Raw genomic sequence first — 16,581 nt, 5'->3', positions numbered from 1 at the left:
ATGCCCATCGTCGGACTGGGGTTGGACCTCTGCTCCATCGAGCGCATCCAGCGCATCCTCGAAGGTCCGCGCGCGGAGGCATTCCTCACGCGCGTGTACACCGACGGTGAGCGCGCGTACTGCGCGCCCCGGCACGACGCGGCCAGCGCGTACGCGGCGAGGTTCGCGGCGAAGGAGGCGCTGGTGAAGGCGATGGGCGTGCCTCCGGGCGTGAAGTGGCGGGACATGGAGGTGGTGCGCGAGGGCGGTCCGCCGCGCTTCGTGCTCTCCGGCGTGGCCCGTGAAGTGATGGAAGCGCGGGGGTGGGACGCGATGCTCGCGCTCACCCATGATGCCGGCGTGGCCGCGGCCACGGTGGTGCTCCAGACGAAGTAGGGAGGTTGGAAGCCATGCAGCGCGTGCTCACCGCGAACCAGATGCGAGAGGCCGAGAAGGCCGCCCAGGATCAGCACGGGATGCCGTCCGGGCTGTTGATGGAGAACGCGGGCCGTGCGCTCGCGGAAGCCGCCCGGAGCATCGCGGGCGCGGGCGGGCGCTTCACGGTGCTCTGCGGCCCCGGCAACAACGGCGGGGACGGCCTGGTCGCCGCACGCTTCCTCTTGGAGGGAGGCGCCCGGGTGGTGGTGTCGCTGGTGGGGGACACCGGCAAGCTCACGTCGGAGGCGAAGCGCAACCTCCAGGCGCTGGAGGGCTTCGGTGAGTCGCCGCGCGCCTTCGAGGCGCTGCCGGAGGCGGGCCCGGGCGACGTGGTGGTGGACGCCCTCTTCGGCACCGGCCTGAAGCGCGCGCCGGAGGGCGTCTTCGCGGACGCCATCGGCACGGTCGCGCGGTGGCGGCGCGCGGGGGCGAAGGTGGTGGCCGCGGACGTGCCCTCTGGCCTCCAGAGCGACACGGCGGAGCCCTTCTCGCCGTGCGTGGAGGCGGACGTCACGGTGGCCTTCGGCTTCGTGAAGCCCGCGCATGAGCTGGAGCCCGGCGCGTCGCTGTGCGGCGACGTGCGGCGCGTGGACATCGGCCTGGGTGGTGAGTCCACTCGCGCGGTGTCCGGCGCGGAGCTGTTCCGCGTGGAGGAGAAGGACGCGCGTGAGGCGCTGCCCAAGCGCCGCGCGGATTCGCACAAGGGCACCTACGGCCACGTGCTGGTGGTGGCGGGCAGCCCGGGCAAGACGGGCGCCGCGGCGATGGTGGCCCTGTCCGCGCTGCGCAGCGGGGCGGGGCTCGTCACCGTGGCCACGCGCCCGGAGGCGCTGCCGTGGGTGATGGCGCACTCGCCGGAGATCATGGGCATTCCACTGCCCGGTGAGGGCCCGCTGGGGAAGGGTGACCTGGAGGCCCTCAAGTCCGCGCTGGAGGGCAAGGACGCGCTGGTGATGGGGCCGGGCATCCCTCGGGGGCCGGAGACGGGCGCGCTGATTGGCGACCTGCTGGCGTCCGTGGAGGTGCCCGCGGTGTTGGACGCGGACGCGCTCAATGCCGTCGCGGAGGATCTCAAGGTGCTGCGGGAGGCGAAGGGGCCCGTGGTGCTCACGCCGCATCCCGGGGAGATGGCGCGGCTGTGGGGCCGGACGACGAAGGACGTGCAGGCGCACCGCGTGGGCGTGGCGCTCAACCTGGCCACGTCGCTCAACTGCACGGTGGTGCTCAAGGGCTCGCGCACGCTCATCGCGGAGGCGGGCGGGCGCGTGTTCATCAACCCCACGGGCAATGCGGGCATGGCCACTGGCGGCACGGGCGACGTGCTGTCGGGCGTGTGCGGCGCGTTGCTCGCGCAGGGGATTCCGCTGCCCAAGGCCGCGTGGACGGCGGTGTACGCGCACGGGCTCGCGGGCGACCTGATGGCCCAGCAGCGCGGGTTGCTGGGCCTCATCGCCACGGACCTGCTGGTGGGCCTGGGCCACGTCTGGACGCGGTGGGAGCGATGAGCGGCGCGGAGCAGCCCACGCGCTCGCGGCGGCTGGTGTCTCCGTCACCGGAGGAGACGCACCGGCTGGGCGTGAAGCTGGGATTGCTGCTCCAGCCCGGGGACTTCGTGGGGCTGATTGGCGACCTGGGCGCGGGCAAGACGCACCTGGTGCGCGGCGTGGCGGAAGGGGCGGGTGTGGCGCAGTCGGAGGTGGCCAGCCCTACCTTCGCCATCGTGTATCCGTATGCCGGCCGCATCCCGCTGTACCACGCGGACCTGTACCGCCTGACGGACTACGACGAGCTGTACGCCACCGGGTTCCTGGACCTGGTGGGCGGTGACCACGCGATGCTGGTGGAGTGGTTGGACCGCATCCCCCAGGCCGCGCCGCGCGACTTCCTGCGCGTCACGCTCCGCCATGAGGGAGAGGACGCGCGGAGCCTCGACGTGGAGGCCTTCGGCGCGCGTCCTGCCGCGTTGCTCGAGGCGTGGCTGGGCTGAATCAGACCAGGGCGGGCTGCTCTGGCGGCCGCGGGTTCAGCACCCCGTCCGCCAGCGTCTGCACCTTCCAGCGGTGGAACGTGAGCCGCGAATCCACGCCCACCACGTCCTCTTCATCCACCGGCACCCAGTGCGGCCCGCCGCACAGCGACTCGCTGGAGACGAGGAACTGCTGGAGCGGCACCCCCGTGTTCGGCGTGCGCAGGGCTTCCGGGCAGCCGCTGATGCCGGAGGAGATGAAGAGGGTGCGGTTGCGGCGCGTGGCCACCATCGCCTCGCCGTCCGTGACGAGGAAGTTCATCGCGGAGCGTTCCTTCGGCTCGCGGCTTCCCGGCACGTCCGTCAGCGTGGACACCAGCGTCATCGTCTCCGCGAGCGCCTGCGCCATCGCCTCCACGCTCACCGTGCCGTCGAGCGGCCCGCGCGCCGACAGCCGCGACAGGAACAGGTAGAAGCAGCGCTCGCTGTCCGTGGTGCCCTTGATGTTGACGCGCAGCTCCGGGTGGATGAGCCCTTCCACGGTGGCCTTGTGCTTCGCGAACTCGCGCAGCGTGCCGTTGTGCACGAAGGACCAGCGGCCGAAGTGGAACGGGTGCGAGTTGCGCAGCTCCACCGCCCCCACGCTCGCCAGCCGGATGTGCGCCACCACGGTGCGCGCCGAGACCTGGCTCGACACGCGCTCGAAGTCGGGGTCGCAGTGCGCGGGGCCCACGCCATGCGCGACGAGCGGCGAGGACTCCTGCCCGTACGTGGCGATACCCCAACCGTCCTTGTGTTCACGCGACTGGATGAGGAGGGAATTCCTCTCCGTCACCAGGGCGGTATGGACAGCGGCGGGAACAGCACTCCTGAATCCAAATAATCGGCACATGGTGGCAGCTGATCTCTACAACGGCCGGCCCACGAGGGAAGTTCCACCTGCCCCCTCGGCCGATGCCAGTTGTTCAGCGGCATCCACTCAGGGACAGTGATTCATACGCGCGCGAAACACCACACGTCCGCCCTTCACCACCACGCGCGCGTGACTGATACCCAGATGATAAGGCAGATGCCGGTAACTGCGACAGGCGAACAACACCAGGTCGCCCGCATCACCCACGGCCAGCCGCCCCTGCCGTTGCAACCCCAAGCATTGCGCGGCCCCTCGGGTGGCGGCCCAGTAGGCCTCCGCGGCTGACAGGCCGTTCTCCAGGCAGGCGAGCCCCAGCACCAAGGCCAGGTTCTCCGTCATGGACGAGCCGGGATTCACGTTGGAACCCAAAGCAATGTTGACGCCAGCGTCGCGCAGCTTCCGGCCGGGCGCGTAGGGGCGCATGCGCAGGAAGAGGGTGGAGGTAGGCACGAGTACGGCGGTGACGTTCGCGGCGGCGAGCGCGCGGATGCCCTCGTCCGTCACCTGCTCCAGGTGGTCCGCGCTGGCGGCGCCCACCTCCGCGGCGAGCGCTGAAGCGCCACACGCGGTGAGCTGATCCGCGTGCAGGCGTGGCGTGAGGCCCAGCGCCTTGCCCGCGTTGAGCAGCCGGCGGGACTCCTCCACGGTGAAGGCGCTGTCCTCGGTGAAGACGTCGCAGAAGCGCGCCAGGCCCTCGCGTGCGACGGCGGGCAATATCTCGTTGATGCAGAGGTCCAGGTACTCGGCGCGGCGGTCCTTGTACTCAGGCGGCACCGAGTGCGCGCACAGCAGCGTGGGCACCAGCTCCAGCGGGGACAGCGTGCCCAGGCGGCGCACCGCGCGCAGCATCTTCAGCTCATCCGCCAGGTTCAGTCCGTAGCCGCTCTTCACCTCGGCGGTCGTCACGCCCTGCGCGAGCAGCCGCTCCAGGCGGGGCAGGGCGAGCGTGGCCAGCTCCTCCTCGCTCGCGGCGCGCGTGGCGCTCACCGTGTTGGCGATGCCGCCGCCGGCCTTGGCGATTTCGAGGTACGTGGCGCCCTGGTTGCGCAGGTCGAACTCGGCGGAGCGCTCGCCCGCGAACACCAGGTGCGTGTGCGGATCCACGAAGCCCGGACCCACGAAGCCGCCCTCGGCGTCGATGATCTCCGTCGCGTCCGTGAGCGCGCCCCTGGGCAGGCCGGACTCCGGGCCCACGTAGGCCACGCGTCCGTCCTTCACGCCAATGCCCGCTCCCGGGCGCGGGGTGAGGGCTGCTTCCGCGGGCTCGCGGTGGGTGCCCTCCACGGTGAGCACCTCGGAGGTGTTGCGCACCCACAGGTCCAGGGCTTCCATGCTCAGCGTCCTCCGCGTACGCCCGCCACGGGCGCGTTCCAACTGGTGTCACCCGAGTGCGCCCGGCCGAAGCCGCCGGACAGCTCCAGCTTCGTGCGCGACTCGCCGAACTTGAGCTGCGCCGCCACCACCGCGCCGTAGAAGTGCGTCGTCACCTGCGAGCCGGGGTTCACCAGCGACTGCTGCACGCTGAAGAACGGCACCAGGCCCAGCGACATGCCGGGCTCCGGCTGCACGGTGAACGCACAGGTGGCCTCCACGCCGAACAGGCTGCTGGTGCTGTCCGTGTCACCCAGCCCGAAGTCGGACGCGCCTCGCAGGGAGAGGGCCGGGGCCATGCCCACCTTCTCCGAGCCGATGTAATACGACACGCCGGAGTAGACGCCGTAGCCGGGCGCCGGCAGGCCGACGAATTCGCCTTGCAGGCCCACGTGCCACGACAGCCGGTCGCTCACGGGCACCGTCACCGAGCCGTCGATGTCGATGCCCCACTGATCATTGTGGAAGGGCTTCGCGTCGCCCTGGAAGGTGCCGTTCTCCCCGCGCTCCGACAGCTGCGGGGCGTTGAGGCGGGGGCCGGCGCGCAGGCCCAGCTGGAAGAAGTTCTGCTGGGGGACGCCCGGGCCCAGGCGCATCACCATGGGCCCGGCGGTGGTGGGCGTGCATCCCGCGAGCACACCCATCACCGCGGTCATCACGAAGGGTCGGACGCGTCGTGGCATCCGACGCACTCTAGGCGGTGAGGCCGGGGATGCGCACGCCCCGCTCCTTCGCCACGTCGATGGCCTCCGGGTAGCCCGCGTCCGCGTGGCGCAGCACGCCCATGCCGGGGTCGGACGTGAGGACGCGCTCGATGCGGCGCGCGGCCTCCGGCGTGCCGTCCGCGACGATGACCTGTCCCGCGTGCAGCGAGTAGCCCATGCCCACGCCGCCGCCGTGGTGGAACGACACCCACGAGGCGCCGTTCACCGCGTTCACCAGCGCGTTGAGGATGGGCCAGTCCGCCACCGCGTCCGAGCCGTCCTTCATGGCCTCCGTCTCGCGGTTGGGGGACGCCACGCTGCCGCAGTCCAGGTGGTCGCGCCCAATCACGATGGGGGCCTTCACCTCGCCCTTGCGGACCAGCTCGTTGAACGCGAGGCCCGCCTTGGCGCGCTCGCCGTAGCCCAGCCAGCAGATGCGCGCGGGCAGGCCCTGGAACGCCACGCGCTCCTGGGCCATGTCCAGCCAGCGGTTGAGCGACGCCTTCTGGGGGAAGAGCTCGCGCACCGCGCGGTCCGTGCGGCGGATGTCCTCCGGGTCTCCGGACAGCGCCACCCAGCGGAAGGGCCCCAGGCCCTCGCAGAACAGCGGGCGGATGTACGCGGGGACGAAGCCGGGGAACTCGAAGGCGTTCTGCATGCCGCCCACCTTCGCCTGGCCGCGCAGGTTGTTGCCGTAGTCGAAGACGTGGCTGCCGGCGGCCTGGAAGTCGTTCATGGCCTGCACGTGCATGATCATCGACTCGCGGGAGCGCTTCACGTAGCCCTCCGGGTCGCGCTTGCGCAGCTCCGCGGCGGCCTCCAGCGACAGGTCCGTGGGGATGTAGCCGTTGAGCGGATCATGCGCGCTCGTCTGATCCGTCACGAGGTCCGGCTTGATGCCGCGCTTGTACAGCTCCCGGAACACCGACGCCGCGTTGCCGATGATGCCGATGGAGCGGCCCACGCGCTTCTGCTGCGCGTCCTTCGCCAGGGCCAGCGCCTCATCCAGGTCCTTGGCCACGACGTCCAGGTAGCGCGTCTCCACGCGGCGCTGGGCGCGGTGCGGATCGATTTCCACGCCCAGGAACACGGCGTTGTTCATGGTCGCGGCCAGGGGCTGCGCGCCGCCCATGCCGCCCAGGCCACCGGAGAGGATGAGGCGGCCGGCCAGGTCCTCGCTGCCGAAGTGGAAGCGGCCCGCGGCGGCGAAGGTCTCGTAGGTGCCCTGCAGGATGCCCTGCGTGCCGATGTAGATCCACGAGCCGGCCGTCATCTGGCCGTACATCATCAGGCCCTTCTTCTCCAGCTCGTGGAAGTGCTCCCAGTTGGCCCAGTGGCCCACGAGGTTGGAGTTGGCGATGAGCACGCGCGGCGCGTCCGGGTGCGTGCGCAGGATGCCCACGGGCTTGCCGGACTGCACGAGCAGCGTCTCGTCGTCGGTGAGGCTCTGGAGGCTCGCGACGATGCGGTCGAAGGAGGGCCAGTCCCGCGCGGCCTTGCCGGTGCCGCCGTAGACGACCAGGTCCCCGGGCTGCTCGGCCACGTCCGGGTCGAGGTTGTTCATCAGCATCCGGAGCGCGGCCTCCTGCACCCAGCCCTTGCAGGAGAGGGTGGTGCCGCGAGAGGCGCGGATGATGCGGGACATGCGGAAGACTCCTGGAAAGGGGGCGCCGCACCCTAACCGAACCCCCGGGGCCGCGGGGGGCTTGCGTGCAGGGCCAGCGTTGCTCCAGGACACGCTGGACGCCGTGCGTCAGTAGTCCTGGCGCGCGTCGACGGTGGCGCTGAAGTGGTACCGGTAGGTGCTGTCGTAGAACTTGATGCCGGTGCCCACCGCCGCGTTCAGGCCGTAGGCGCTGCCAGTGCAACCGGTGCAGATGAGCACGCCGTTGCGCTGGATGTTCCACAGGCCGGTGATGTTGGACGCGGTCACGGACGTGACGGACGAGCCCACCAGGTCGAAGTCGTAGGTGTTGCCGTTGGCCGTGCCGTGGAAGCTCGCATAGGCGGCGAACGTGCTCTCGTTCCAGCTGATGGTCAGGTTGGAGCTCGTGGCCGGATAGGTGGCCCCGTTGTCGCCAATGTACAGGCCGTGGGTGGACCAGATGCTGTGCCCGGCCAGGGCAGGAGCGGACACAAGCAGCGCGGCGGCGGCGAAGGGACGGATGGCGTTCATGGGAAGGCACTCCAGGACTGCGGGGGGACGCGGGTGCTCCTGAAGGGGCACTCCGCGTGCGCTCCATCCTGCGTGAGCCCCGTGAAGCTTGGAAAACAAGTTTGTGACTGATACCGGGAGAGGTGTGTCAGACCCCGGGCCTGCCGGGAAGGCGCGGGCGCGGTAGAGTCGCGCCGCGCAGAGGTGGGACATGGATCAGGGACAGGACGGGAAGGGGAACGCGTTGGCGGTGCCGGCGGCCCAGCCTCCATTGGAGAACCGGGCTCCGGACGTGGGTCCGGTGAAGACGGTGGCGGGCGGCGTGCCGGCGGTGCTGAGCGCGTTGAAGCACGTGCTGGGCGAGGCGGGCCCGTGGCGCGGCGGCAAGCTCATCTGGAAGGTGAACCAGAAGGACGGCTTCGACTGTCCCGGGTGCGCGTGGCCGGATCCCTCCCATCGGTCCGTGCAGGAGTACTGCGAGAACGGCGCGAAGGCGCTGGCGGAGGAGGGCACGCAGGAGCGCGTGGCGCCGGAGTTCTTCCGCGAGTGGAGCGTGGCGCGGCTCGCGGAGCAGTCCGACCTGTGGCTGGGCAAGGCGGGCCGGCTCACGCACCCCATGGTGTTGCGCGAGGGCGCGGCGCACTACGAGCCCCTCTCCTGGAATGAAGCCTTCGCGCTGGTCGCGGAGGAACTGAACGCGCTGGGCTCGCCGGACGAGGCGGCCTTCTACACGTCCGGTCGCACGAGCAACGAGGCCGCGTTCCTCTACCAGTTGTTCGTGCGGCAGTTCGGCACCAACAACCTGCCGGACTGCTCGAACATGTGCCACGAGTCCAGTGGCACGGGGCTGTCGGAGACGATTGGCATTGGCAAGGGGTCGGTGACGCTGGAGGACTTCGACCACGCGCAGGCCATCTTCGTCATCGGGCAGAACCCGGGCACCAACCACCCGCGCATGCTGACGGCGCTGCAGGCCGCCGCGCGCCGGGGCTGTGAAATCGTCAGCGTCAACCCGCTGCCGGAGACGGGGCTCAACCGCTTCAAGCACCCGCAGGAGGTGCTGCACCTGTTCGGCCCGGGCACGGCGCTGAACAAGCTGTTCCTCCAGGTGCGCATCAACGGCGACGTGGCGCTCTTGCAGGGGCTGGGCAAGGCGCTGCTGGACCGGGAGGCGAAGGCGCCGGGCACGGTGGTGGACCGGGCCTTCGTCGAGGGCAAGACGACGGGCTTCGACGCGTACGTGGCCCACCTGGCCACGGTGTCCTGGGACGACGTGGTGGAGCAGAGCGGGGTGCCGCGCGAGCAGATTGAAGAGGCGGCGGACATCCTGGCGCGCTCGGAGCGCACCATCTTCTGCTGGGCCATGGGGCTCACCCAGCACAAGAACGCGGTGGGCAACGTGCAGGAGATCGTGAACCTCACGCTCCTGCGCGGCAGCATCGGCAAGCAGGGCGCGGGCGTGTGCCCGGTGCGCGGTCACAGCAACGTGCAGGGCGACCGCACCATGGGCATCTGGGAGCACGCCAAGCCGGAGTTCATGGACGCCCTGTCGAAGGAGTTCGGCTTCGCGCCGCCGCGACACACCGGCCTGGACACGGTGGGGACGATCCAGGCGCTGCACGACGGGCGCGTGAAGGTGTTCTTCGCCATGGGCGGCAACTTCCTGTCGGCCACGCCGGACACGGAGTTCACCGCGCGGGCGCTCCGTCGTGCGCGGCTCACGGTGCACGTGTCCACGAAGCTCAATCGCGCGCACCTGGTGCATGGGCAGCGCGCGCTCATCCTCCCGTGCCTGGGAAGGACCGAGCACGACGTGCAGGCCTCGGGGCGGCAGTTCGTGACGGTGGAGGACTCGATGGGGATGGTGCACGCGTCGCGCGGCGCCGTGGCCCCCGCGTCCGAGCACCTGCTCAGCGAGCCCGTCATCGTGGCCCGGCTGGCTCAAGCGGTGCTGGGGGCGCGCTCGAAGGTGTCGTGGATGTCCCTGGTGGAGGACTACGACCGGGTGCGCGAGCTGATCCAGCGGTGCATCCCGGGGTTCGACGACTTCAACCGCCGCGTGCACCAGCCCGGCGGGTTCGCGCTGCCCAACGGGCCTCGCGAGGGACGCTTCACGACGAAGGACGGCAAGGCGCACTTCACGGTGCACCCGATGCCGCGTCACCGGCTGGAGCCCGGGCAGCTCATGATGATGACGCTGCGCTCGCATGATCAGTACAACACCACCGTGTACGGATTGGATGACCGCTACCGGGGCATCCACCAGGGGCGGCGCGTGGTGTTCCTGCACCCGGAGGACGTGAAGGCGCGCGGGCTGACGGCGGGGCAGAAGGTGGACCTCACCAGCCACTTCCAGGGAGAGACGCGGGTGGCGCGCGAGTTCCTGGTGGTGCCGTACAACATCCCGCGTCAGTGCGCGGCCACCTACTTCCCGGAAGCGAACGTGCTGGTGCCGGTGGCAAGCTTCGCGGACAAGAGCCGCACGCCCACGTCGAAGTCCGTGATCATCACCGTGGCCCCCAGTCTTGAGCCCTCGGCCCTGGTCCCCGCCAGCACCCAGAGGTCCGGGTGAGCCTCATGCCGTTGGTGGAAGCCTCCCTCTGGCCGGAGCCGCTCCAGGCCCTCCATGCGCGAGTCGCCGCGACGGCGCCGCAAGAGGCCGTGGCGTCGAGCGCGGAGTGGCGCGAGGACTTCGCCCGCTGGGTGCGTGGTGCTTCGCTGGAGGAGCGCACGCGCGCCCAGGCCGCCGCATGGGAGCGGCTGTCCCCGGGCGAGCGCACCCCGGCCGAGCTCCTCTTCCTCCTGTCCACCCTCAGTGAGCTGCTCTGGCCCTACGAAGAGCCGCGCCTGGGGCTGTTGAAGCAGGTGCTCGCGAGGCGGGACGCCGCGGTGACGGCGCTTCGCGAGGCGGGCGACACGGAGAGCGCCGAGCGCATCCAGAAGGAGAGCGCCGTCACGGTCTCCACGGTGCTCACGCGCTACCTCAAGCGCCACCCGGAAGCGCTGTCGAAGCTGGTGCGCGACGTGCCCTGCACCTACGACGGCCGCGCGCTGCGCTTCCAGGACGCGGTGGAGGTGGACCTCAAGTACGTCATGGGCACGGGCGCGAAGTCCGTGGACCTGCTGGAGCAGCTGCGTTCGCTTCTCCCCGACACCCGCGACGGTGGCCGCGACAAGCTCACCGACTTCATCCGCACGCGCGCCGCGCGCATTCCGTGGCGCGAAGCGAGTGAGGTGCTGGGCGAGCGCCTCTTCGCGCTGGCCACGTCCCCGGACGGCCGCAGCGGCATGCGCGGCTTCCTCGCGTGCTACCCCAACGGGCGCAAGGAGCCGGACTGGTGTTCGCGCGCGGGGCTTCTGCTGGCGCGCACCGTGGAGGTGGGCGGACCACCCGCGGTGGTGGAGAACCTCTGCGACCTGCTCACGCTCTTCGACGCGCCTCCGGTGGACGGGCTGCGCGGTGCATTGGGCGCGCTCGTGCAGAGCGACTTCGAGACCGCCGCGGACCTGGGCCACGCGCGCTTCGTGCTCGACCATTGCCAGGGCACGATGCGCAAGGCCGAGCCCGCGCTGGCGCTCACGCTCCTGTGGCTGGAGGAGCGCCTGTTCCGCGCCTCCGTGCGGCGCGGCGTGCCGGAGGCGTTCGAGCGGCGCACCCGCGCTCGCGCCAAGCTGGAGTCGCTGCCCGGCTTCACGCACCTGGTGTGGCTGGCGGAGGAGTGCGCGGAGATGTGGCCACGCTTCCGCACGCCCGCGAGGCCCGGCCTGGATGGGTTGGTCGCCTGGCGCAAGGAGGTGACCTGGCGCATGGGCAGGAAGCCCGTGCTGCGCAAGGCGGCCATCGAGTTCCTCCTGTGGTGCGCACCGGATGAGGCTTCTTCGGAGGCGGAGCTGGCCACGTTGTCGCTCGTCCGCAACGCCACGGATCGGCGGCTGGTGCGCAAGATGTTGGAGCATCCGTCTCCCCGGGCCCGCTTCCGCGCCCGTTCGCTCCAGTCCTACCTCCAGGCCGGAGCAGGGCAGGACAAGCACGCACCTCCCTCCGAGCCCTCCGAGCCCTCGACGCTGACGGCCTCCCTGCGCCACCTGCACGTGACGCGCGCGGTGCCCGTGGGCGGACGCACCTGGCTGCGCGATCGCGACCTGGAGGACCTGCTCGTGGGCGCGGTGGGACGCGTGGAGGCCGAAGCCGCCCAGCGCCATCTCCAGCGCTTCCGTGAAGAGACGCCGGAGCTGATCACAGTCCTGCTCGAAGGGCTGCGCTCGGAGCTGGCGCATGTGCAAGCCGCGCTGGGTTCGCTGGTGGCGTCGCCGCTGTCGCTGTCCATGACGGTGCACCGCCACCCGGAGCCTCCACCGGAGGCCGCGTCCGAGATCGCCTTCATCGTGTCCGTGGAGCGCGAGGGCTTCGTGCGCACGCGCCGGGTCGTCCGCGTGCCGGTGGCGAAGCTGGAGCAGCGTGGAGAGGGGCAGTGGCTGCCCACGTTCCGCCTGGGCCGTGATCGTCTGGATGCGCTGCTCGCGCGCACGGAGGCCGCGTTCTGCCTCTTCCTGGTGCCCGCCTTCGTGCGCCCGGAGCTGTGGGTGATGCCGGCCCGGCTGGCCCGGGCCTCGATGGAGGCGCAGGGCGCCTTGTCCGGCGTTCCGCGCGAGGCCGCGCAGGGGGCCTCGCGGTCCCTGGCGCAGTGGCTGGTGTACGACGTGCTGGGCCTGTGGGTGGGCGACGAGCGCCCCGACGTCATCGACGCCTCCCGCGAGGGAGATGCCGCCGCTGGCTTCGTGGTCGACCTCACCGTGCGCTGAACCCCCGGAAAAGCCCCGGGGAATTGTCCGGGAATATCCAGAAGCCCCGGCGTAATGGCCCATGAGGGGTGCTGGAACATGCCTGGGAGGGGTCCCGGGCAAACAAGTCCGTCCGTCGGCTGACGGGATGGCATGCCTCCACGCGCGCGTCGTCGCCGTGTCTCCAGGGGAACGAGAGGCATTCGTCATGAAGACTTCGTTGCGCGCGGTGTGGGCACTGTTGGGTCTGGCCGCCACGGTCGGACTGGGTGCGTGTGGTGAAGGCACTGGAGTGAACGCCGAGCACCGGCTCGTGTCGTCCTCCGACGAGCCAGTCCTCGCGCAGCAGGCGTCGGCACTGTCGGACACGCTGGAGCAATACGCGGCCAAGTGCGACGCGGCCATCGGCGCCACGGTGCCGGACTTCAACTGCGAGCTGGGCACGATCGTGCCCACGACGAACCACGTCAACGGCAAGTGTGACCGGCCCAACCGGCTCAACCAGCAGTGCGATCCCGGCAGCCGCTTCCAGGTGCTGAAGGACACGGCGGACGTGTCCATCGTCGCGCACTGCCGCAAGCAGGGGAACGCGGCGAACTACTACGGCGACATCGCCGTCATCCAGACGAACAAGAAGAACGGCGCCACCTGCTTCTACCAGGCGCTGGGCACGCTCTACGGCGCGGACGTGAAGGCGCCCTCCAAGGGCACCGGCGCGTGGAGCTGGAAGACGCCCGCGGACACGGCGTCCATCCGCTGCGTGCGCTGCCATGACAACGGGGCGCTGGTCCGCTCGCCGTACCTGACGCAGGTGACGGGCGCGAACAAGCTGCCGGGCGCGGGCGACTACGGCTTCAACCGCGACCAGCCCTACCGCTTCATCGGCGCCGACTTCGCGACGTGGAAGGCCTACAAGGTGGAGGTCGCCGGCAACGTGTGCCTGGGCTGCCACCGCATGGGCACGAACAACCAGCTGGGCTACGACGACGGCGTGGCGCTGGACCTGGGCATCCGCGCCACCGCGACGTCGGAGGTGGCGAAGAACCCGCATTCGCCCGCGTCGCCCATCTGGATGACGCCGGGATCCACCTACTACAGCGCGGACAACGCGGCGGCCGCCGCCGCCATCCGCGCCTGCGCGCTGCGCCGCAACGAGGTGCCGCTGCCCAACACGAACGCGTGCCGCATCACCCAGTACACGGACGTGGGCGTTCCCAACCTCCCGGGCACCTTCACGGCGGTGTGGGAGCCGAGCACGCAGTCGGAGATCCAGGCCTACGCCCGCACCTACGCGGACTATCGCGAGAAGTATGATCAGCTCTGGTCGCAGGGCTGGCGCCTGCACACGCTGCAGCCGTACGTGGTGGGGACGCAGGTGCTCTACAACGCCGTCTGGCGCCCGAGCACGGAAGGGGAGTTCCAGCTCTACGGCGCCACGTACACCGCCTTCCGGGCGAAGTACGACGAGCTGTGGCCGCAGGGCTGGCGCCTGAAGATCCTCCAGCCGTATGTCGTGAGCGGGCAGACGTATTACACGGCCGTCTGGCGCCCGAGCACGGAAGGGGAGATCCAGGTCTACGGCGCCACGTACGCGTCGTACCGCTCGACGTACGACTCGCTCTGGCCGCAGGGCTGGCGTCTGAAGCTGCTGCAGCCGTACGTGGTGAACGGCCAGACGTACTACACGGCCGTGTGGCGCCCCAGCACCGAGGGCGAGGTGCAGGTGTACGGCGTCACGTACGCGTCCTACCGCGCGACGTATGACTCGCTGTGGCCGCAGGGCTGGCGCCTGAAGCTGCTGGAGCCGTACGTGGTGAACGGGCAGACGCTCTACACGGCGGTGTGGCGGCCTGGCACCGCGGGCGAGCTCCAGCTGTATGCGTCCGACTACAGCGGCTACCGGGGCTCCTACGACGAGCTCTGGCCGCAGGGCTGGCGCCTGAAGATCCTCCGCGCCTACTGAGCGCGGTCCACCATCCGTCACCGGTCCCGGGGGGAACCGTTTCCTCAATGAACCTGCCGAGCGAGGAGTCCGCCGTGCCGCGTTTCCACTGCGAGATGAAGTCGGAGCAGAAGGGGGCGCGCGCGCGGGCCCCGGATGAACGCCCAGGGACCTACGTGGACGGGGTCCGGTGGCGCCAGTCGCGGGCCCGGGTGCGGAGCGGATCCACGGGGGGATACCTGCCCGCGCGTCACGAAGCGCGGGACGAGACGGTGGCGCCCGAGCCGTTGAACCGCGATGAGGCCCAGCGGGCGCTCCGGATGCAGGTGGCTCCGGAGCCCGCGGCGGCGTTCCCGGAACCGGCGCAAGAGCCCCGTCCTTCGCCCCCGCCAGAGCAGGCGACCTTCGGCGAGCTGGTGGCCACGTCCGCCGCGGCGAGGGCCAGCTTCGAGCGCATGGCTTGCGCGGCGGCGTGCAACGCCACGGTGCTGCTGGAGGGGGAGACGGGCACGGGCAAGAGCCGCGCGGCGCTCGCCATCCACCGCGCCGGGGCTCGAGCGAACGCGCCGTTCCTCGTCGTGGACTGCGGTGCGCTCCCGGCCAACCTCCTGGAGAGCGAGCTGTTCGGCCACGAGAAGGGGGCCTTCACCGGCGCCATCCAGCGCCGCGTGGGCGCCTTCGAGGAGGCCGACGGAGGCACCATCTTCCTGGACGAGATTGGCGAGCTGCCCGCCGAGCTCCAGCCCAAGCTGCTGCGCGTGCTGGAGAACCGGGAGATCCGCCGGCTGGGCTCCAACACGCACCAGGCGGTCAACGTGCGGGTCATCGCGGCCACGCACCGAGACCTGCGCGCGGAGGTCCAGGCGGGCCGCTTCCGCGCGGACCTGTTCTTCCGCCTCGCGGTGGTGGGTATCCCGCTCCCGTCGCTGCGCGAGCGCACGGAGGACATCCCTCTCATCGTCGAGCGCATCCTCGCGGGGCTGGGCGCCACGCCCGAACAGCTCGCGCAGTTCACCACGCCGGACTTCCTCACGCGGCTCCAGCGCGCCGCCTGGCCGGGAAACGTGCGTGAATTGCGCAATCACCTGGAGCGCTGCCTCGTCTTCCAGAGCGCGCTGCCGCCTACGACGCCGGATGCCATGAATGCCCTGGCCCCCGCCGTCCCTCGCGCGGTGGACGCCTCGTTGACGTACGCGGAGTCCCGGCGCCGGGCGCTGGAGACCTTCGAGCACGACTACGTCGAAGCGCTCCTCAAGCTGCACGGAGGCAAGGTGTCCCAGGCCGCCGCCGCCGCGGACATGGACCGCGTCTACCTGTACCGGCTCCTGCGCCGGCACGGGCTCAAGAGCTGACGCGAGCCGGGCTCACAAATCCCGCGCGCGGCGGGGGCGGGTGTCGGAGAATCCTCCGCATGTCTGCTCCCATCCTCGACCTGCACTCGCTCCCGGCGATGCCCGCCACGCTCCTGCGCGCGGCCAATCCCTTCGGGAAGTCCCGGGGCAGCACCACGCTGCCGGCCCTGACGCTGCGGGCGCATGGCTGCCGCGCGTCTCCCGTGCTGCTGGAGCGCTACCGGACCGCGTGTGGCTTCGACGCCGATGGCTTCCTGCCGCTCACGTATCCGCAGGTCATGGCCATGCCGCTGCACCTCCAGCTGCTGAGCCTGCCCGACTTCCCGTACTCCGCGATGGGCATCGTGCACGTGCGCAACCGCATCCAGCAGCACCGCCGCCTGCCGGACACCGCCGCGCTCACCGTGGCCTGCCGCTTCGACGGTCAGCGCGAGGTGCCCGCGGGCCAGGAGTTCGACATCGAGACGCGCGTCGAAGCCCAGGAGAGCGGCGAGCTGCTCTTGCAGGCCGTCAGCACCATGCTGCGCCGCCACGCCGGGCGGAAGGACAAGGACAGCGCGCGCAAGGCACCTCCGCCGGAAGACACGCGCTTCGCGTCCAGCCGCCCCGCGTCCTGGAGCATCCCCGCGGACACCGGACGCCGCTACGCGCGGGCCTCCGGCGACTTCAATCCCATCCACCTCACCGCCGTCACCGCGAAGCCCTTCGGCTTCTCTCGCGCCATCGCGCACGGCATGTGGACGCTCGCGCGCTGCGTGGCGGAGTCGGGCGAGGCGGCCCACGCGGACTCGCTCCAGTTGGATTGCGACTTCAAGAAGCCCCTCTTCCTTCCGTCCCGGGTGACGTTCCAGACGGCTCGCGAGTCCGCGGGCGTGGCGTTCCGGGTGCTGTCGGAGGAGGGGAAGCCGCACCTCGTGGGGCGGCTGGGCTGACGAGACGGGCGACGCGCCGGCGGGCCGGAGAGGGGCCCGCCAGACGC

13 protein-coding genes are annotated in these 16,581 nt (G+C 70.9%); 8 read left to right on the top strand and 5 right to left on the bottom strand.

Annotated elements, in window-relative coordinates; all coding sequences use genetic code 11:
* The 3 genes from D7V77_RS00775 to tsaE are packed head-to-tail and all read left to right on the top strand — an operon-like array spanning position 1 to position 2,404.
* On the top strand, positions 1-375 hold the full coding sequence (locus D7V77_RS00775; RefSeq protein WP_120574344.1) for a holo-ACP synthase: 375 nt from the start codon (positions 1-3) through the stop codon (positions 373-375).
* A 14-nt stretch (positions 376-389) separates the two neighbouring features.
* Positions 390-1,922: an NAD(P)H-hydrate dehydratase gene (locus D7V77_RS00770; RefSeq protein WP_120574343.1), complete on the top strand. Its 1,533-nt coding sequence runs from the start codon at positions 390-392 to the stop codon at positions 1,920-1,922.
* Entirely contained in the window at positions 1,919-2,404 is a 486-nt protein-coding gene (gene tsaE / locus D7V77_RS00765; protein ID WP_120574342.1) for a tRNA (adenosine(37)-N6)-threonylcarbamoyltransferase complex ATPase subunit type 1 TsaE, read from the top strand. Before D7V77_RS00770 ends, tsaE begins: the two co-directional genes overlap by 4 nt.
* 1 nt (position 2,405) lies before the next feature.
* On the opposite strand, the gene D7V77_RS00760 is transcribed toward tsaE, so the two are convergent.
* The 5 genes from D7V77_RS00760 to D7V77_RS00740 all read right to left on the bottom strand — a co-directional run bounded on the left by D7V77_RS00760 (position 2,406) and on the right by D7V77_RS00740 (position 7,547).
* Positions 2,406-3,275 carry a class II glutamine amidotransferase gene (locus tag D7V77_RS00760; protein ID WP_120574341.1) on the bottom strand — a complete coding sequence of 290 codons (870 nt, stop codon included), beginning with the start codon at positions 3,273-3,275 and terminating at the stop codon, positions 2,406-2,408.
* A gap of 87 nt (positions 3,276-3,362) precedes the next feature.
* Positions 3,363-4,628: an imidazolonepropionase gene (gene hutI / locus D7V77_RS00755; RefSeq protein ID WP_120574340.1), complete on the bottom strand. Its 1,266-nt coding sequence runs from the start codon at positions 4,626-4,628 to the stop codon at positions 3,363-3,365.
* Positions 4,629-4,630: 2 nt separating this feature from the next.
* The gene (locus D7V77_RS00750) at positions 4,631-5,350 is read right to left on the bottom strand and encodes a hypothetical protein (protein WP_120574339.1); all 720 of its coding nucleotides are present in this window, start codon (positions 5,348-5,350) and stop codon (positions 4,631-4,633) included.
* 10 nt (positions 5,351-5,360) lie between these two features.
* Positions 5,361-7,016, bottom strand: a complete 1,656-nt coding sequence (hutU, locus tag D7V77_RS00745) for a urocanate hydratase (protein WP_120574338.1) — start codon at positions 7,014-7,016, stop codon at positions 5,361-5,363.
* 108 nt (positions 7,017-7,124) lie between these two features.
* Complete coding sequence (locus D7V77_RS00740) at positions 7,125-7,547, bottom strand: hypothetical protein (protein WP_120574337.1); 423 nt, start codon at positions 7,545-7,547, stop codon at positions 7,125-7,127.
* Positions 7,548-7,737: 190 nt separating this feature from the next.
* Between D7V77_RS00740 and D7V77_RS00735 the strand changes: the two genes are divergently transcribed.
* The 5 genes from D7V77_RS00735 (at position 7,738) to D7V77_RS00715 (ending at position 16,534) form a co-directional block, all read left to right on the top strand.
* Positions 7,738-10,098 carry an FdhF/YdeP family oxidoreductase gene (locus tag D7V77_RS00735; protein ID WP_120574336.1) on the top strand — a complete coding sequence of 787 codons (2,361 nt, stop codon included), beginning with the start codon at positions 7,738-7,740 and terminating at the stop codon, positions 10,096-10,098.
* Positions 10,099-10,103: 5 nt separating this feature from the next.
* Positions 10,104-12,329 carry a hypothetical protein gene (locus tag D7V77_RS00730; RefSeq protein ID WP_120574367.1) on the top strand — a complete coding sequence of 742 codons (2,226 nt, stop codon included), beginning with the start codon at positions 10,104-10,106 and terminating at the stop codon, positions 12,327-12,329.
* 187 nt (positions 12,330-12,516) lie between these two features.
* Positions 12,517-14,271 (top strand): hypothetical protein, encoded by a 1,755-nt coding sequence (locus D7V77_RS00725; protein WP_147451940.1) that lies wholly within the window; start codon positions 12,517-12,519, stop codon positions 14,269-14,271.
* A 47-nt stretch (positions 14,272-14,318) separates the two neighbouring features.
* Positions 14,319-15,602, top strand: coding sequence for a sigma-54-dependent Fis family transcriptional regulator (locus D7V77_RS00720; protein WP_120574334.1), 1,284 nt, complete (start codon positions 14,319-14,321; stop codon positions 15,600-15,602).
* A gap of 59 nt (positions 15,603-15,661) precedes the next feature.
* On the top strand, positions 15,662-16,534 hold the full coding sequence (locus D7V77_RS00715) for a MaoC family dehydratase (RefSeq protein WP_120574333.1): 873 nt from the start codon (positions 15,662-15,664) through the stop codon (positions 16,532-16,534).
* Positions 16,535-16,581: the final 47 nt, after the last annotated feature.

This window comes from Corallococcus sp. CA041A (assembly GCF_003612075.1).
Classification (GTDB): domain Bacteria; phylum Myxococcota; class Myxococcia; order Myxococcales; family Myxococcaceae; genus Corallococcus; species Corallococcus exiguus.
Note: the sequence above shows the minus strand (reverse complement) of the source record. Positions and strands in the feature narration are given on the sequence as shown.